Raw genomic sequence first — 16,424 nt, 5'->3', positions numbered from 1 at the left:
GCTGCTCGTATGCCCCCTTCGACAGCAGCCACAGGAGCCACGGGAACCAAGGGAACCACAGCAGCCGCAGCGGCCGGCGAAGCCGTGGCAGGGCGTACGACCAGGCGCCTCGCCACGCTGATCTCACACGTGCGCGAAGTCGTCCGCCGGGGACTTCCGCCCGACCCGACAGCGTACCTCGTCGGCGAGCGGCTGGCGCCGCACCTGGGCGCCGACGATCTGCTCACCCCGGGGCAGCGCACGAGCGATCCCCGGAACTACCGGCAGCACCTGCTCCACGCGGAGGGGGACGGAAGCTTCTCCGTCGTCGCGCTGGTGTGGCTGCCCGGCCAGTACACCCCGGTGCACGACCACGTGGCGTGGTGCACGACCGGGGTCCACGCGGGCGCCGAACACGAGCGGCGGTACCGGCTCGTCCCGTCCGGCGGCGGCTCGGCGGCGCGTCTGGTCGCCACCGGGGACTTCGTCAACACGCTGGGAACGGTCTGCGGGTTCGCGCCGCCCGGTGACATACACCGGGTGTGGAACGCGGGCACGGACGTGGCGGTCTCCCTGCACGTCTACGGCGCCGACCTGTCACGCCTCGGGACGAGCGTCCGCCGGACGTACGAGCCGGTCCCCGCCGACTGACACCCCGGAATTCGTGCTGCTGGGCCGCGTGCGCATGATTCCGGCCGTACGCGGTCGCAATCCGGCCGACCCGCTTCGGTATGCACCTGCGTACTGCCTATGCTCGGCCGGTGAACGGAACCGTGACGTACGTGCCCATGACTCCGGTTCTCGGAGAGCCGGTCTCCGTCGCGCTGCCGGAGCCGTCCGGGGAAAGCGGCGACCCGGTGCCCCTGCTGTGGAGCGTGGACGCGGGCCGGCAGGGGGACGTAGCGGTGCGGCTCGCCGCCGACGTACTCGACGACGGTGAGAAGGAGCGGGCGGCGGCGTTCGTCCGAGAGACCGACCGCAGGTGCTACATCACCGCCCATGTCGCCCTCAGGACGATGCTGGGCGCCTGGCTGGGGATGGAACCCGGCGCGGTACGTCTGCACCGGGAGCCGTGTCTGTCCTGTGGCGGCCCGCACGGGCGGCCCGCCACGGCGGACGGTCCCGTGCACTTCTCGCTGTCCCACAGCGGCAGCGTGGCGCTGCTCGCGTGCGCGGCGGTGCCCGTGGGTGTGGACGTGGAGGCCCTGCCGCGGCCGGAAGTGGTGCGAGAGATCGGGGGGGAGCTGCATCCGCGCGAGACCGCCGAACTCTCGGCCCTGCCGGAGGCCGGGCGGCCGGCCGCCTTCGCGCGCGGCTGGGCGCGCAAGGAGGCGTACCTCAAGGGGCTCGGCATCGGGCTGTCCCGCAGCCTCTCCCTCGACTACCTGGGCACCGGTCCGCAGGCGGTGAACCATCCGGCGGGGTGGCTGATCGGTGACGTGCTCGCTCCGGCCGGATTCGCGGCCGCCGTAGCCGTCCGGTCCCCGTCCCCTCCTTCCCCTTCCCGCTCCTCCTTCGCTACCTCCTCCGCCGCCGTTCCCCGTTACGGCACCGCGACGCCGTGACGGCGGACTGGCGCTACCGGATTCTCGTCGGGGGCTACGCGGTCTCCTCGTACGGCACCTTCCTCAACATGGTGGCGCTCAACCTGTTCGTCTACGAGACGACGGGCAGCGCGCTCGCCATGGGCCTGTTCATGGCGATACGCCTCGGCGCCGGATTCCTCGCCGGTCTCGCGGCGGGCTCCCTGCTGGCCCGGTTGCCGGCCAAACCGGTCATGCTGTGGACCAACGTGGCCCAGGCCGCCGCCCTGCTGGTCCTGGCCTTCGTGCCCGAAGAGATGCTCACCGCGGGCCTGTTCGTCTCCTCCGCGACGATCGGCGCGTGCGGCACCGTGTTCACGGTCGCGCTGCGCAGCTCCGTCCCCGGCCTGGTGGGGGAGGACCGGCGAAGCTGGGCCAACTCCCTAATGGTCGGCGGGCGTTCGCTGGCGATGGTGGCGGGTTTCGCCTCCGCGGGCGTGGTCGTCTCGCTGCTGGGATTCACCGCGGCGTTCCTGCTCGACGCGGCGAGCTTCCTGGTGTGCGCGGCGACGGTGATCCCGCTCCCGGCGGCGGGGCGGGGGAGCGGACGGGGTACGGAGCGGACGGCCGGGGGCGGGGCAGAGGGCGCGGCGGCCGGGGAGGAGCACGGGACGCGGCGCCGCGGTCGGTCCGCCGCGTTCGCGGCGCTTGTGGCCGTTCCCGTGCTGGGTCTCATGGTAAGCCTGCGCGGTGTCGACGCCCTCGGTTCCTCCTCGCACAACGCGGCGCTCCCGGTGTACTCCAGTGCGCTCGACCCTGGTGACCCGGCCGCGTTCGTCAGCCGGTTCTGGCTGTTCTGGGCGCTCGGGAACGTACTGGCCCAGCAGGTGATCCAGCGATGGGCCGGGCGCACCGGGCGGTCCGTCGGGGCCGTGGGGTTCGGGCTGGGCACGGTGGCCATGTCCTCGGCGTTCATCCTGGGCTTCGCCGGCTTCCCGACGGCGGTGACCCTGGTGATCGCTCTGGTCGCGGGCGCCGCCGACGGACTCACGGAGGTCTCCTACACGTCGCATCTCCAGACGCTGCCGCAGACGCTGCGCGGGCACGCCTTCGGCATCTCGGCCACCGTCGAGAACCTCGGGTTCGGGGTGGGGATGATCGCGGTCGCAGCCGCCCTGGAGACGTTCTCCCCGTTCGCGGTCGTCGCCTGGTCGCACGGTGTCGCCGTCCTCCTCGCCGTCGTCTTCCTGATCCGGCGACAGCGGACTTCGGACGCGCGTGCGACCCCGGTGGTATACGAACCCGACCGTCCCCCGTTGACCGGAGCCCCGGAATCCGCAAGCCGGGCCGACCAGTGACGGGGCCACCAGGTAACGCTCGTTCACTCGTACCGGACCAAAGTGCGCGGAACGATTCCACCCTCGGCGCCGCCGGGCTACGCTCGAGGTCCGCCATGGTTTGGGAGGGATGATGGTGTCCGGCCCGGAGCACCCGGTCACCGTCCCGCTGCTGGAACGCGAGACGGAACTCGCCGCCGCCGCACAGGCTGTCGACGCGCTCTGCGCGGACGCGCCCGCGGGTGGGGTTCTCGTGTGCAGCGGCGAGGCCGGTCTCGGCAAGACAGCGCTTCTGTCCGAAATCCGGCGGCTCGCCGCCGGACGGTGCGCGGTATGGTCCGCAGGCGGTGGTGAGACGGTCACCTCCGTCCCCTTCCACGTCGTACGGCAACTCCTCCAGCCCGCGCTCGCTCCGGCGGGCGCGGTCGACGCCAGGGAACTGCTCGGCGACGGGTACGAGATCATCGGCCCCGCGCTCGGTGTGGCGCCGCCCGGCGGACAGGCCGACCCCCAGGGCGTCCGGGACGGCCTGGACGCCCTGCTGCTGCGCCTGGCGGACACGCACCGGCCGCTGGTCCTGATCGTCGACGACGCGCACTGGTCCGACCTGGAGACCCTCGGCTGGCTGGCGTCCTTCGTCCAGCGCGAGGACCTGCCCGTACTCGTCGTCATGGCGTACCGCACCGAGGAACCGACCGGCGACACCGCGGAGTTCATCCGGGCGATGGAGGCCGCCGCCGGCCGGTGCGTCAGTCTGCGCGCGCTCACGCCGGACGCCGTGGCGCGCCTCGCGCGGGCAGCCCTGGGCGAGCACGCCGACGATCCGTTCTGCCGCGAGGTGTGGGCCGTCACCGGCGGCAACCTCTACGAGACGGTGGAGCTCGTCGCGAAGGTGCGCGACGAACGCCTGGATCCGGTCGAGGGCTCCGCGGGCGCCCTGCGCGCCCTCGGTGCTTCCGCGCGCGGCAGCGGCCTGATCGCCCGGCTCGAGGAACTGGGCACCGCCACCACCCGGTTTGCCTGGGCGGCGGCCATCCTCGGCACGGAGATCTCGCTGGACCTGGCCGCCGCACTCGCCGGCCTGCCGGGCGACCAGGCCGCGGACTGCGCGGAACGGCTGCGCGCTGCCCGCATCCTGGCGGGCACGGACCCGATGGAGTTCGTCCATCCGCTCATCGCGGGCGCCGTCTACCGGGCCATTCCCGCGGCCACCCGCACCGCCATGCACGGCCTGGCCGCCTGGGCGGTCACCCGCGCGGGCCGGGGCCCGGCGGCCGCCGCCCGGCACCTCCTCGAAGTCCACCCGGACGACGATCCGGAGCTTGTCGCCCAGCTGCGCGAGGCCGCCTCCGAGCACCTCGCCGTCGGTGCTCCGGACGCCGCGAGGCGGTGTCTGGAACGCGCCGTCCAGGAGCCGCCGCTGCCGGAGGTGCATGCCGAGGTCCTGTACGAACTGGGCTGCTCCACCCTCTTGACCTCCCCCGCCACCACCGTCGGCCACCTGCGGGCCGCCCTCGGCATGCCGGGCCTGGACGCCGGCCGGCGGGTGGACGCGGTCTTCCGGCTGTCCCAGGCGCTCACGCACAACAACCAGACGCGGGAAGCCGCCGAGGTGGTCGCGGCCGAGGTGGCCAGGACCGCCCCCGGCCCCACCCGGATGCGGCTCCAGGCCGTGCACTTCCTGTGGGAGGGCGTACAGTCCGCCGAGGACGACGGACCGGGACGTTCCCGGCGCCTGGCCGAGATGGCCGAGGGGCTGCGCGGCCGTGACAACTCCGAACGCGTGCTCCTCATACTGAGGGCCTTCGACGGCACCGCACGCGGTGAGAACGCGGAGGAGGTCGTCGAGATCTGCGACCGGGCACTGCTCGACGGCGGTCTCGCGCCGGGCCTCGGCTGGACCAACACCGCCTGGGGTTTCGAGCCGCCGGCCCTGCTCGGCCTCACGTACGCCTTCGCCGACCGGCTCGACCGGGCCGAGTGCCTCTTCGACGAGGCACTGCGCGCCTTCGAGATCTCCGGCTGGAGCGGCGGGCACCTGGCCTTCGCCCACGCCCTCGTCGGCTACCTCCAGCGCAGGCGCGGAAGGCTCGACCGGGCGGAGATGTATCTGCGCGAGAGCCTTCGCCTCGCGGAGCGCGTCGGGAACGGCCTGCCGATGCACTGGGACGCGGCGTGCATGCTTATCGACACGCTGCTCGCGCGGGGCAGGATCGACGCGGCCCAGGAGGCGGCCGACCGCCACGCGTTCGCGCCGCCGTACCCGTCGTCGATCGTCATTCCCGACGCCCAGTGCGTACGGGGAAGGCTGCTGCTCGCCCAGGGGCGTACCAAGGAAGCCGTGGCGGAACTCGAAGCGGCCGGCGAGGCGCTGACCGCGCGCGGCCGGCACAACGGGGTCATGGCGCCCTGGGCGAGCGATCTCGCCCGTGCGGTGGCCGCCGACGACCCTGCCCGCGCCGCCGCTCTCGTCGGCTACGTACGGGACCGCGCCGAGCGCTTCGGCACGGACACCGCCATCGGGGAGTCACTGCGCTGTGCGGCGGCCCTGGAGGAGGGCGAACAGGCCGTGGAACTGCTGGCCAAGGCCGTCGCGTTCCTGGAAAGCTCCCCGTGCGCCTACGAACACGCCGTGGCGCGGGTCGAGTACGGCATCGCGGCACGTTCCGCGAGCGAACTGACCCGCGGTCTGAAGCTCGCCGAACAGTGCAGCGCGGACGGCCTGGTACGGCGTGCCCGGGAGGCACTGCGCTCGCTCTGACCCGGCTGCACGCGGGAACGGTCGGGGAACGTTCACGGGAACACCTTCGGACCGTTCCCCGGAGCGCTCTCGGGCCGTTCCCGGGAGCGCTTTCGGACCGTTCCAGGGAACGCTCTCGGGCTGTTCCCCGGAACGCCTTCGGGCTGTTCCGGGGAACGCTTCAAAACCGTTCCCAGGAATGCTTCCGAAGCACGACCCTCCCCTCACGGGAACGGCCCCAATCGCCGGTGCGCTAACGCCTCCGACAGTGCAGGCTCCTCAGGTCGACGGTGTCGGCCATCGTGCGCATCCCCAGGTCGTTGGGGTGCAGATGGTCGCCGCTGTTGTACGCCGGAAGGATCCGGGAGGGCGCGGCCGGGTCCAGGACGGCCCGGTCGAAGTCGGCCACCGCGTCGAAGGCGCCACTGCCGCGGATGAAGGCATTGACCTCCTGCCGTACGGCCTCGCCCGCCGGGGTCCACTCCCGCCAGCCTTCGTACGGCATGACCGTCGCCCCCACGACGCACACGCCCGCGGCGTGCGCCCTGGCAATGATCTGCCCGTAGGCGGCGACGAGTTCGGCGGCCGTCGGCGCGGGGACGGCCTTGATGTCGTTGACCCCTTCGAGCAGCACCATGGTGCGCACGCCGGCCTGCGAGAGAACGTCCCGGTCGAGCCGCTTGAGCGCGCACTCGCCGGAACCGTCCGTGAGCACCTTGTTGCCCGAGATCCCCTCGTTCGCGACGCCCTTGACGCGCGAGCCGGGATCGGCGTCCAGCCTGCGCGCCAGGAAGTCCGGCCAGCGCCGGTTGGTGTCGCGGGTGGAGACGGCCCCGTCGGTGATCGAGTCGCCGAGCGTGGCGACGGCGCCCGTGCCGCGCCGGGCGTCCACCGTCACGGCGTCGAGGTAGAACCACGACGTCATCCGCTGCGTGTACGGCGTGCCTGAGTCGTCGGCGGCATGGTCACCCGCAGGGGCGGTGTACGACGTCTGGAGGGCCATCTTGTGTCCGGTGGCGACGCCGCCCGCGCTGCGCACGTACAGGCTGACGGCCAGGTCGGACCCCGGCCGGACCGCGCCCGGCAGCGGATCGCTCTGGACCGATCCGCCGGGCGGAACGGTCACGGAAGGCGATCCGGCGAAGGACAGGGGCCGGTTCGTGCCGGGGACCAGGGCGGCGCCGGTGGCCCGCAGCCCCGCGTACGCGCGGCCGAAGGTCACCGGACGGGTGCCGAAGGCGTTGGACAGCCGGATTCGCAGCCCGCTGCCGCCGGCGCTGGTGCGCACGACGAGCCGGTACGTACGCTCGGGGGCGGCGCCCGCGGTGGACAGCCGGTCCGTGCTCGCGGCCCACGTGACGACGGGCGTCCTGCCCGGAGCGGTGCTCCCGGGCGACGGGGAGGGCCGGGCCGCGGAGGGCCGTGCCGTGGAGGGCGGTCCGGAGGCGAGGACCGTGCCGATCGCGAGGGCGACGGCGGTCAGGGCGCGCAGGGCGCGCCCGCGTGACGTGGGTGTGTTCATGGCGCGGAGATTCCTCCCCTGGGGGCTGGCCGGACCCGGGACTCGGGAGTTGACGCGCGCCACGGCATGCGCTGTCCGGGGTGCGACGCCGGAACGGTCGCTCGCACGCGGGCGGTCAGGCCCCCTGATGCGGCACAGTGGACCACGCCGGAGCGATGCCCGCGACCCGGCAGACCATCAGGTAGAGCGGAATCGGCGGCGTGTACGGCGCGCTGCCTTCCGGTGTGTGGATCAGACGCGGACGCGTCGCGGGTACGTACGCCCCGGAGACGTAACGGGCGGGCTGCGGCCAGAGCAGTCCGAGATCCGACTCGGCGGGCACGATCCACCACCACCGGTCGGCGTCGGAGAAGACGCATCCCGGCCGGGACAGATGGGCCATCATCCGCAACCCGTGCCGCGCGGGAACCCCCACCGCGTCGCAGCCGAGCGGTGCGGACAGGCCGGGCGGTACGGGCAGGAGGACGCGTCCGGGGCCCTGAACGTCGCCGTGCACGCCGTTGTGGGGCCGCGGCTCGACCCGCGACGCGCTGTCCAGACCCGCGCCGCCGTCGTGGCGGCGCCCGCGCGACAGGCGGCCGCCCGGCAGGCCGGTCATCACGGACCTCAGCAAGGAAGCTCCGCCCAGACGATGCGTCCGGGACCGTCCGCTGCGTCGCGCGTTCCCCAGAAGCTGCTCAGCGTGTCGACGAGTTGCAGCCCGCGCCCGTGCTCCTCGTCGCCCGCCTGGCGCAGCCGGGGTCCGGTGGGGCGCAGCCCCTGGTCCTTGACGGCGACGCGCAGGCGGCCGTCGCTGTCGCGCAGTTCGCACACGACCAGTTCGCTCGCGGTGTGCAGTACGGCATTGGTGAACAGCTCGGAAATGATCAGTGTCGCGGTGTCGCAGGTGTCCTCGTCGACGTCCCACCGTGCGAGCTGCTGCCTCGTCAGCCGGCGTGCCGAGGAGACGAACTCCGGTCGCCCCGGCAGCTCGAACCCGTACCGGCGTATGTCCGTTCCCCGGCACCGGTCCATGAGCCGGGGTACGAGCGCAGTGCCTGGTGCCACGAGCGATTCCTCACGGTGGGGGCAGCGCCGTACAAGCTGCGTCCCCACCGGTGGGCAGCTCGCGGCATCCGCGTGAACTGGTTCACCGCGCAACTCTCCCTCTGAACGCGACACTTGGCAAGGGGCACTATGAAAATTGCAGAGTGTCGTTTCTTTGGTCGCGACCGCGTGGCACACTGCTCGCAACAGCCCACCGGGGAGGTCTCTGAAGTGAGTGAACCGCGGTCCGCCCCGACGGTGGGTCAGGTCGTCCTCGGCAGACGCCTGCTGGATCTGCGCGAGAGAGCCGGGCTGAGCCGCGACGAGGCCGCCAAGGTGCTCCGCGTCACCCCGGCCACCATCCGCAGGATGGAGACGGCCGAGGTCGCGCTCAAGATCCCGTACGTACAGCTGCTGTTGCAGGCGTACGGACACACCGCCGAAGACATCGACTCCTTCGTCGAGCTGGCCGAGGAGGCGAACAAGCCGGGCTGGTGGCAGCGGTTCCACGGCATCCTCCCCGACTGGTTCAGCATGTACGTCAGCCTGGAGGGCGCCGCGTCGCTCATCAGGGCGTACGAGCCGCAGTTCGTCCCGGGCCTCCTCCAGACCGAGAGCTACGCCCGCGCCATCCTGCGCGGTGGAGCCGTCGGCCGGCGCGGCGCGGACGCCGACGAAGCCATCGAGCGGCATGTCGCCCTGCGTATGGAGCGTCAGAGTCTTCTCAATCGCCCCGACGCCCCGAAGTTCTGGGTCGTCATGGACGAGACGGTCCTGCGCCGTCCGGTGGGCAGCCCGAACGTGCTGGGGGAGCAGATCGACCGGCTTCTGGAGGCCGTCGAGATGCCCAACGTCACCCTCCAGATCGCCGAGTTCGCCACGGGACACCATCCCGGCACCTACGGCCCCTTCGTCCTCTTCCGCTTCGCCGTGCCGGAACTCCCGGACATGGTCTACAGCGAGTACCTGACCGGCGCCGTCTACCTCGACGCGCGCCCCGAGGTGGCTGCCCACCTGGAGGTCATGGACCGCATGGCGGCTCAGGCCGCGACTGCACAACGCACAAAGGAGATCCTCAGGAATCTCCGCAAGGAGCTGTGAGATGGACCCGATATACAACGGCATGCCCGCGAACGACCTGCCCGCGGAGGGCTGGTACAAGCCCTGGAGCGGCGGCAACGGCGGCAACTGCATCGAGGCCATGAAGCTCGCTGACGGCAGGGTCGCCGTACGCCAGTCCGCCGATCCCGAGGGGCCGGCGCTGATCTACACCCCAGGAGAGATCGCCGCGTTCATCCGGGGAGCGAAGGCCGGGCAGGCCGACTTCCTGCTCACCTGAGTCGTACGCGTCGTACGAAAGTCGCAGTCGGGGCCGGATCTTGGAACGCACCGGCCGTCCCCACCGTTCACTGATCACCGTTCGTCGTTCAGATCCGCTGTTCACCGTCCACCGCGACCCATGGAGCGCCGTATGACCGGGCAAGACCGCACCGCCGTCGAGATCGACACGAGCAAGCCGCACCCGGCGCGCATGTACGACTGGTTCCTGGGCGGCAAGGACAACTACCCGGTCGACGAGGAGATGGCACGTCAGCTCCTCACACTCGACGCGCGGGGGCGTGACATGGCGCGGGTCAACCGGGCGTTCATGCACCGCGCCACGCGATGGCTCGCTGAGAACGGCGTACGTCAGTTCCTCGACATCGGCACGGGCATACCGACCGAGCCGAACCTCCACCAGATCGCCCAGCGCACCGCACCCGACGCGCGCATCGTCTACTGCGACAACGACCCTATCGTGCTCGCCCACGCGGAGGCGCTGCTGCGTTCCACGCCGGAGGGCGCGACCGAGTACATCCAGGCGGACGCCCGTGAACCCGACGTGATCCTGGAGCGGGCGGGCAAGACGCTCGACTTCACGAAGCCGGTCGCCCTGTCGCTCGTCGCGCTGCTGCACTTCGTGGGCGACGAGGACGGCGCGCAGGCGCTGGTGAACCGGCTCATGGACCGCTTGGCGCCCGGCAGTTACCTGGTCCTGTCGCACGTCACCGGCGACTTCGATCCGGAGGGTGCGGCGAAGGCGGCGGCGTTGTACTCCGCGAGGGGGCTCACGCTGCGGCCCCGCTCGCGCGCGGAGTTCGCCGAGTTCTTCAACGGCTTCGAGCTCGTCGAGCCGGGTGTGTCGCTGGCCGCCGAGTGGCGTCCCGAGCTCGGTGAAGTGATACCGGTCGCGGGTGACGACCCGATCCCGGGGTACACGGGCGTGGCCCGCAAGCTCTGACGGCGGGACCACTTCGCCGGAGGGGGAGGCGGGGGCGGTCCTGCGGGCTTTCCCCTACCCGCCCCGCCCCGGTGGGGAAGGGCGGGCAGGGGCCGGGCGGCGCGCCGCGCGGGGCCACGTCCCCCAGCCGGCGGTTCAGCCGTCGACCAGGCCGGCGAGTACCGACGTGACGCGGTGCCACGTGGCGAGATCGCGCTCCAGTGGGGGCACTTCCGTGCCCCCACCCGCGCCCCACTCGCTCGCGACCGCCACCGCGTCCCGCCCGCTCACCGCCCCCGCGGCGAGCGCCGCCGCGCCCAGCGCGACGAGTTCCCCCGTCTCCGGGATCAGCAGCGGGCGTCCGGACAGGCGGCGTACCGTCTCCACCCAGGTACGCCCCCGCGCCCCGCCCCCGACCAGGCGCAGCGGCCGCGACGCGACGTCCGGATCGGCGGGGTCCAGGCCGCACGCGCGCAGTACCTCGTCGAGGGCCCGCAGCACCGTGACCGCCGCTCCCTCGTACGCCGCGCCCAGGAGCTGCTGGGGGGTCGTGTCGTGGCGCAGGCCCGTCAGGAGCCCTGAGGCGGCGGGCAGATCGGGGGTGCGCTCGCCGTCGAGGTACGGCAGGAGCACCGCCTCGCCGCCCGGCGCGGCGTCGTCACGGTCCAGGCCCAGCAGCGCCGCGACCTTGTCGACCGCGAGCGTGCAGTTCAGGGTGCAGGCGAGCGGCAGGTACGTACCGTCGGTGGCCGCGAAACCGGCCAGGGCGGGTGACGCCGGCCGGGTGCGGGTCGCCGCGAACACCGTGCCCGAGGTGCCCAGACTGAGGACCGGATGGTCCAGCAGCCCCGCGCCGCCGAGGCCCAGCCCCACCGCCGCCGCCATGTTGTCTCCCGTGCCGGCCGCGACGGCGATCCCGGCGGGCAGCCCGAGAAGCGCGGCCGCCCCGCGTGTGAGGGAGCCGACGCGCGTGGCGCCGGTCGGGACCACGGGCGGCAGCAGATTCTCGTCCAGGCCGGCCAGGCCGAGGAGTCCGGGGTCGTACGCGCCGGTCGCGGTGGAGTACCAGCAGGTGCCCGAGGCGTCACCCGGGTCGGTTGCCGCCACCCCCGCCAGCCGCTCGGTGAGGAAGTCGTGCGGGAGGCGCACGGCGGCGGCGGACTCGGCGGCGTACGGCTCGTGCTCACGCAGCCACTGCCACTTCGCCGCCGTCATGGAGGCGACCGGTACGGACCCCGTGCGTGCCGTCCACGCGGCCGGGCCGCCGAGCGCCGCGGTGAGGGCGGTGGCCTGCGGAGCCGAACGGGTGTCGTTCCACAGCAGGGCGGGACGCAGCGGCCGTCCCGCGTCGTCGAGGACGACCAGTCCGTGCTGCTGGCCGGCGACCGCGATGCCGGTGACGGCCGAGGCCGCCGCCCCCGACTCCCGCAGGCCCGCGGCGACCGCTTCGCCCAGCGCCCGCCACCACTCCTCCGGGTCGCTCTCGCGCGCCCCCGCCTCGCCGGTGACCCGGTGCGGCGCCCGTCCCACCGCCAGCAGCCGGCCCGTCGCGGCGTCGACGAACGCCGCCTTCGTCGACTGCGTAGAGCTGTCCACCCCGATGACGACCGTGCTCGACGGCATGGGACCCCTCGTTTCCTCGGTTCGCTTCTGTGGAACAGATTGGTCGTGCAGTATTAGTCATGTCAACAAACAAATGGAGGCCGGTCACATGTCGGAGCGCTTCACCCCCACCCCCGACGACAAGTTCACCTTCGGTCTGTGGACCGTTGGCTGGCAGGGCGTCGACCCGTTCGGCACGGCGACCCGCCCCGCCCTCGATCCCGTCGAGTCCGTCCAGCGCCTCGCCGCCCTCGGCGCCCACGGCGTCACCTTCCACGACGACGACCTCATCCCCTTCGGCGCGACGGACGCCGAACGCGAGGCGTGCGTCAAGCGGTTCCGCCAGGCGCTGGACGCCACCGGCATGAAGGTGCCGATGGCCACCACCAACCTCTTCACCCACCCGGTCTTCAAGGACGGCGCGTTCACCGCGAACGACCGCGACGTACGCCGCTACGCCCTGCGCAAGACGGTCCGCAACATCGACCTCGCCGTCGAACTCGGCGCCACCACCTACGTCGCCTGGGGCGGCCGGGAGGGCGCCGAGTCCGGGGCCGCGAAGGACGTGCGCGTCGCCCTCGACCGCATGAAGGAGGCATTCGACCTTCTCGGCGAGTACGTCACCGAACAGGGCTACGACCTGCGCTTCGCCATCGAGCCCAAGCCCAACGAGCCGCGCGGCGACATCCTGCTCCCCACCATCGGCCACGCCCTCGCCTTCATCGAGCGACTGGAGCGCCCCGAACTGGTGGGCGTGAACCCGGAGACCGGCCACGAGCAGATGGCCGGACTCAACTTCCCGCACGGCATCGCGCAGGCCCTGTGGGCGGGCAAGCTCTTCCACATCGATCTCAACGGTCAGACCGGCATCAAGTACGACCAGGACTTCCGCTTCGGCGCCGGCGACCTGCGCCAGGCGTTCTGGCTCGTCGACCTGCTGGAGACGGCCGGCTACGAGGGACCCCGCCACTTCGACTTCAAGCCCGTGCGCACCGACGGCATCGACGGGGTGTGGGCCTCCGCCGCGGGCTGCATGCGCAACTACCTGATCCTCAAGGAGCGGGCCGCCGCCTTCCGCGACGACCCGGAGGTCCAGGCCGCCCTGCGCGCCTCGCGGCTCGACGATCTGGCGCGCCCGACCGCCGCCGACGGCCTCGCGGCGCTGCTCGCCGACCGCGGCGCGTACGAGGAGTTCGACGTGGCGGAGGCCGCCGGGCGGAGCATGGCGTTCGAGGTGCTCGACCAGCTGGCGCTGGACCACCTGCTGGGCGTACGCGGGTAACCACGCCAGGGGCAGGCGGCGGACGCCGCCGACGAGGGATCAGTACGCCGCCGGGTCCGCCAGTACGTCGCGTACGACCAGCGCCGCCGCGCCGCGTGCCGCGTCCCCGGTGAGGGACGCGGCACGCAGCCGGCCGCCGGCGCCCGGCCACAGGCCGGACACCACCCGGTGGTTCAGCTCCTCGACGGCGGGCGGCGACAGCCACGGCATCAGCGTCCGGTAGATGCCGCCGAGCACCACCGCGTCCGGATCGAACAGATTCACCGCGCCGGACAGTACGAGCCCCAGCATGGACCCGGCCTGCCGGATCGCGGCCACGGCCAGGGCGTCGTCCGCGCGCGCCCGGGCTTCGAGCTCCACCACGCCCGGAAGTCCGGCGTTCTCGTCGATCCCCGCCGCCCGCAGCACCGCCCGCTGGCCGGCGTACTGCTCCAGGCAGCCCCGCGAACCGCAGCGGCACGCGGGCCCCTCCGGGTCCACCACCACATGCCCGATCTCGCCGGCGAACCCGTGCGCGCCGCGGAGCAGTTCCCCGCCGAGGACGAGCGCGCCGCCGACGCCGATCTCCCCGCTGAGGTAGAGGAACGTACGCTCACGCCCCAGGCCGCCGAACCACAGCTCGGCCAGCGCCGCCAGGTTCGCCTCGTTGTCCGAACCCACCGGCAGCGCCGGCCGCTCCGGCAGCAGTCCGGCCAGCGCCCGCGCGAAGACGTCCTGCGCGGCGACGCCGTTCCAGCCGAGGTTGGGCGCCTGGCGGACCGTGCCGCCGGACACCAGACCGGGCAGCGCCAGCTGTACGCCGACGGGCCGCAGGCCGACTTCGGCCGCCGACTCCAGCGCCCGCGACGCGATCGCGGCGGCGCGCGCCAGGACTTCGGCCGACGGGGCGGCGCGGTTGTCGGTGTGCTCCGTGAGCCGCACCCGGGCGTCCCCGGACAGATCGGTCACGCACACCGACACATAGTCGACGTTGACTTCGACCCCCAGGCCGGCGACGCCCGTACGCGCGACCTTCAGCACCGTGCCGGGCCGTCCGGCCTGGCCGCTGAACGTCTTCCCCGACTCGGTGACGAATCCGCTCTCCATCAGCTGCTCGACCAGCGAGGACACGGCGGCCCGCGTCAGCCCCACGCGGGCCGCGACGCCGGCGCGCGTCGCCTCGCCCCCGTCGTGGACCGCGCGCAGCACGAGGCTCAGGTTGTGCCTGCGCACGGTGTCCTTGTCGGCCTTGGGTTCCAGCCGCGGGGGGTTGCTCTTCATGGCACCGAGAGCCTAAGCGACGCCCTCCGCGGGCCGTCCGTCCGGGCGGAGTGCCGGTCGTACATCCGGTGAGTTCCTGGTTACTCGCGAGGAACGACGAGGTTGCTCTAAGGTGAGCGCTCCGATCGACACCGCCTGCGGATCCCATGAGTGAACCGGGCTTTGCCGTGTCAATCGAAGGAAGTCCTGTCAATCCAGGACGCAATTGTGTAGTGCAGGGCGACGTGGTGTCGGCAACTCCGCCAGACGTCGGCTTCCGTACGAGCCGAACCGCCCTCCTCCCGGCATCCGGGAAGCGACGGCGGCGGTCCTCTCTCATTCACCTACCTCGCGAAGGCAAGGCAGAGATGGCACGAGTCTCCCGACAGTCCACCCGACAGTCCTCCCGGCAGTCCGCCAGGAGCCTCTCCCGGCAGCAGACCCACCCGGTGGACCGTCTGCTCCCGCTCCCCAAACTCACGCTCTACGGCTTCCAGCACGTCCTCGCGTTCTACGCGGCCGCGGTGATCGTCCCGATCCTCCTCGGGAACGCCATGGGCCTGTCCCGGCCGGAGCTCGTCTACCTGATCAACGCGGACCTGCTGACCTGCGGCATCGCCTCGATCATCCAGGCACTCGGGGTCTGGAAGATCGGCGCGAGACTGCCCCTGGTCCAGGGCGTCACCTTCACCGCGGTCTCTCCCATGATCGCCATCGGCCTGGGCGCCGGCGGCGGCACGGCCGGGCTGCTCGTCGCGTACGGCGCGGTGATCACGGCCGGCATCGCGACGTTCCTCTTCGCGCCGTTCTTCAGCCGGCTGGTGAAGTACTTCCCGCCGGTCGTCATCGGCACGATCCTCACCATCATCGGCCTCACCCTCATACCGGTGGGCCTCCAGGACGCGGCCGGCGGCGCCCGGCTGATCGGCGATCTGGCGTACGGCGATCCGGAGAACCTCGCGTACGCACTCGGCACGCTCCTGTTCATCCTGGCCCTGGTCCGCGTCGGCAAGCCGTTCCTGAGCAGCCTCGCCGTGCTGCTCGGACTGGTCGGCGGAACGGCCGTCGCCTGGTTCCTCGGAGACGTGCACTTCGGTGCGGTGGCGCAGGCCGACTGGCTCGGTGTCAGTACGCCGTTCCACTACGGCATGCCGAGGTTCGAGCTGCTGCCGATCGTCGCGATGACCGTCGTCATGCTGATCACGATGGTGGAGACCACCGGCGACGTCTACGCCATCGGGGAGATCACCCGCAAGAAGGTCGACGGCGACACGGTGGCCAGGGCGCTGCGGGCCGACGGTGTCGCGACCGTTCTCGGGGGCGTCCTCAACTCGTTCCCGTACGTGGCGTTCGCCGAGAACATCGGGCTGGTGCGGATGTCCAAGGTGATGAGCCGGTACGTCGTGGTCGCGGCCGGCGTCTTCATGATCGTCCTGGGGCTCCTGCCGAAGGCGGGCAGCCTGGTCGCCGCGATCCCGCCGCCGGTGCTCGGCGGAGCGGCGATCTCGATGTTCGGCATGGTCGCCGCGGTCGGCATCCAGATCCTGGGGAAGGTGGACCTGCGCGAGGAGCGCAACGCACTGATCCTGGCCGTCTCTCTGGGCGCCGCCATGCTGCCCACCACGGTGCCGACGTTCTTCGACCGGCTGCCGGACGATGTGCAGGCGGTCCTCGACAGCGGGATCACGCTGGGCGGTCTCACCGCCATCACGCTGAACCTGTTCTTCAACGTCCTCACGGGCCGCAAGGCGATGGAGATCGACTGGGAGGACATGGCGGACGCCGAGGACCCCGGCGGCCCGGCGGGGCCCTATGTGGGCGCCGCCGTGCGCTGAACCGCGCGCCATCGGTCGCGGGCCGGAAGGGGCACCCGTCGCCCCACCGGACCGCGACCGGCGTGCGGGCGTACGGGGT

14 protein-coding genes are annotated in these 16,424 nt (G+C 72.4%); 9 read left to right on the top strand and 5 right to left on the bottom strand.

Annotated features, from left to right (window positions below; translation table 11 throughout):
• Window positions 1-9 precede the first annotated feature (9 nt).
• The 4 genes from AS594_RS06275 (at window position 10) to AS594_RS06260 (ending at window position 5,600) form a co-directional block, all read left to right on the top strand.
• Window positions 10-630: a cysteine dioxygenase family protein gene (locus AS594_RS06275; protein ID WP_079144766.1), complete on the top strand. Its 621-nt coding sequence runs from the start codon at window positions 10-12 to the stop codon at window positions 628-630.
• A gap of 110 nt (window positions 631-740) precedes the next feature.
• Window positions 741-1,544 carry a 4'-phosphopantetheinyl transferase family protein gene (locus AS594_RS06270; RefSeq protein WP_240508955.1) on the top strand — a complete coding sequence of 268 codons (804 nt, stop codon included), beginning with the start codon at window positions 741-743 and terminating at the stop codon, window positions 1,542-1,544.
• Between the two features lie 68 nt (window positions 1,545-1,612).
• Window positions 1,613-2,860, top strand: a complete 1,248-nt coding sequence (locus AS594_RS06265; RefSeq protein ID WP_079144916.1) for an MFS transporter — start codon at window positions 1,613-1,615, stop codon at window positions 2,858-2,860.
• Between the two features lie 112 nt (window positions 2,861-2,972).
• Window positions 2,973-5,600, top strand: coding sequence for an AAA family ATPase (locus AS594_RS06260; protein WP_069926074.1), 2,628 nt, complete (start codon window positions 2,973-2,975; stop codon window positions 5,598-5,600).
• Window positions 5,601-5,832: 232 nt separating this feature from the next.
• Here the strand turns inward: AS594_RS06260 and AS594_RS06255 are convergent, their stop codons facing one another.
• The 3 genes from AS594_RS06255 to AS594_RS06245 form a co-directional block, all read right to left on the bottom strand.
• Entirely contained in the window at window positions 5,833-7,101 is a 1,269-nt protein-coding gene (locus AS594_RS06255; protein ID WP_069933328.1) for an SGNH/GDSL hydrolase family protein, read from the bottom strand.
• A 115-nt stretch (window positions 7,102-7,216) separates the two neighbouring features.
• Window positions 7,217-7,714 carry a hypothetical protein gene (locus AS594_RS06250; protein WP_240508953.1) on the bottom strand — a complete coding sequence of 166 codons (498 nt, stop codon included), beginning with the start codon at window positions 7,712-7,714 and terminating at the stop codon, window positions 7,217-7,219.
• The gene (locus AS594_RS06245) at window positions 7,708-8,148 is read right to left on the bottom strand and encodes an ATP-binding protein (RefSeq protein ID WP_069926072.1); all 441 of its coding nucleotides are present in this window, start codon (window positions 8,146-8,148) and stop codon (window positions 7,708-7,710) included. Before AS594_RS06245 ends, AS594_RS06250 begins: the two co-directional genes overlap by 7 nt.
• Window positions 8,149-8,358: 210 nt before the next feature.
• Between AS594_RS06245 and AS594_RS06240 the strand changes: the two genes are divergently transcribed.
• The 3 genes from AS594_RS06240 (at window position 8,359) to AS594_RS06230 (ending at window position 10,408) form a co-directional block, all read left to right on the top strand.
• Window positions 8,359-9,228, top strand: a complete 870-nt coding sequence (locus AS594_RS06240) for a helix-turn-helix domain-containing protein (protein WP_069926071.1) — start codon at window positions 8,359-8,361, stop codon at window positions 9,226-9,228.
• Between the two features lies 1 nt (window position 9,229).
• Window positions 9,230-9,466 carry a DUF397 domain-containing protein gene (locus AS594_RS06235; protein ID WP_069926070.1) on the top strand — a complete coding sequence of 79 codons (237 nt, stop codon included), beginning with the start codon at window positions 9,230-9,232 and terminating at the stop codon, window positions 9,464-9,466.
• 132 nt (window positions 9,467-9,598) lie between these two features.
• Window positions 9,599-10,408: an SAM-dependent methyltransferase gene (locus AS594_RS06230; protein ID WP_069926069.1), complete on the top strand. Its 810-nt coding sequence runs from the start codon at window positions 9,599-9,601 to the stop codon at window positions 10,406-10,408.
• Between the two features lie 135 nt (window positions 10,409-10,543).
• Here the strand turns inward: AS594_RS06230 and xylB are convergent, their stop codons facing one another.
• Window positions 10,544-12,010: a xylulokinase gene (gene xylB / locus AS594_RS06225; protein ID WP_069926068.1), complete on the bottom strand. Its 1,467-nt coding sequence runs from the start codon at window positions 12,008-12,010 to the stop codon at window positions 10,544-10,546.
• 88 nt (window positions 12,011-12,098) lie between these two features.
• On the opposite strand from xylB, the gene xylA reads away from it, so the two are divergent.
• A complete protein-coding gene (gene xylA, locus AS594_RS06220) occupies window positions 12,099-13,271 on the top strand; it encodes a xylose isomerase (protein WP_069926067.1) in 1,173 nt (390 codons plus the stop codon).
• A 39-nt stretch (window positions 13,272-13,310) separates the two neighbouring features.
• On the opposite strand, the gene AS594_RS06215 is transcribed toward xylA, so the two are convergent.
• On the bottom strand, window positions 13,311-14,531 hold the full coding sequence (locus AS594_RS06215; protein WP_069926066.1) for an ROK family transcriptional regulator: 1,221 nt from the start codon (window positions 14,529-14,531) through the stop codon (window positions 13,311-13,313).
• Window positions 14,532-14,878: 347 nt separating this feature from the next.
• Here AS594_RS06215 and AS594_RS06210 point away from each other — a divergent pair, with 347 nt between their 5' ends.
• Window positions 14,879-16,345, top strand: a complete 1,467-nt coding sequence (locus AS594_RS06210; RefSeq protein WP_069934980.1) for a nucleobase:cation symporter-2 family protein — start codon at window positions 14,879-14,881, stop codon at window positions 16,343-16,345.
• Window positions 16,346-16,424 lie beyond the last annotated feature (79 nt).

The organism is Streptomyces agglomeratus (assembly GCF_001746415.1).
Classification (GTDB): Bacteria; Actinomycetota; Actinomycetes; order Streptomycetales; family Streptomycetaceae; genus Streptomyces; species Streptomyces agglomeratus.
This window is presented reverse-complemented; position numbering and strand designations above follow the sequence as displayed.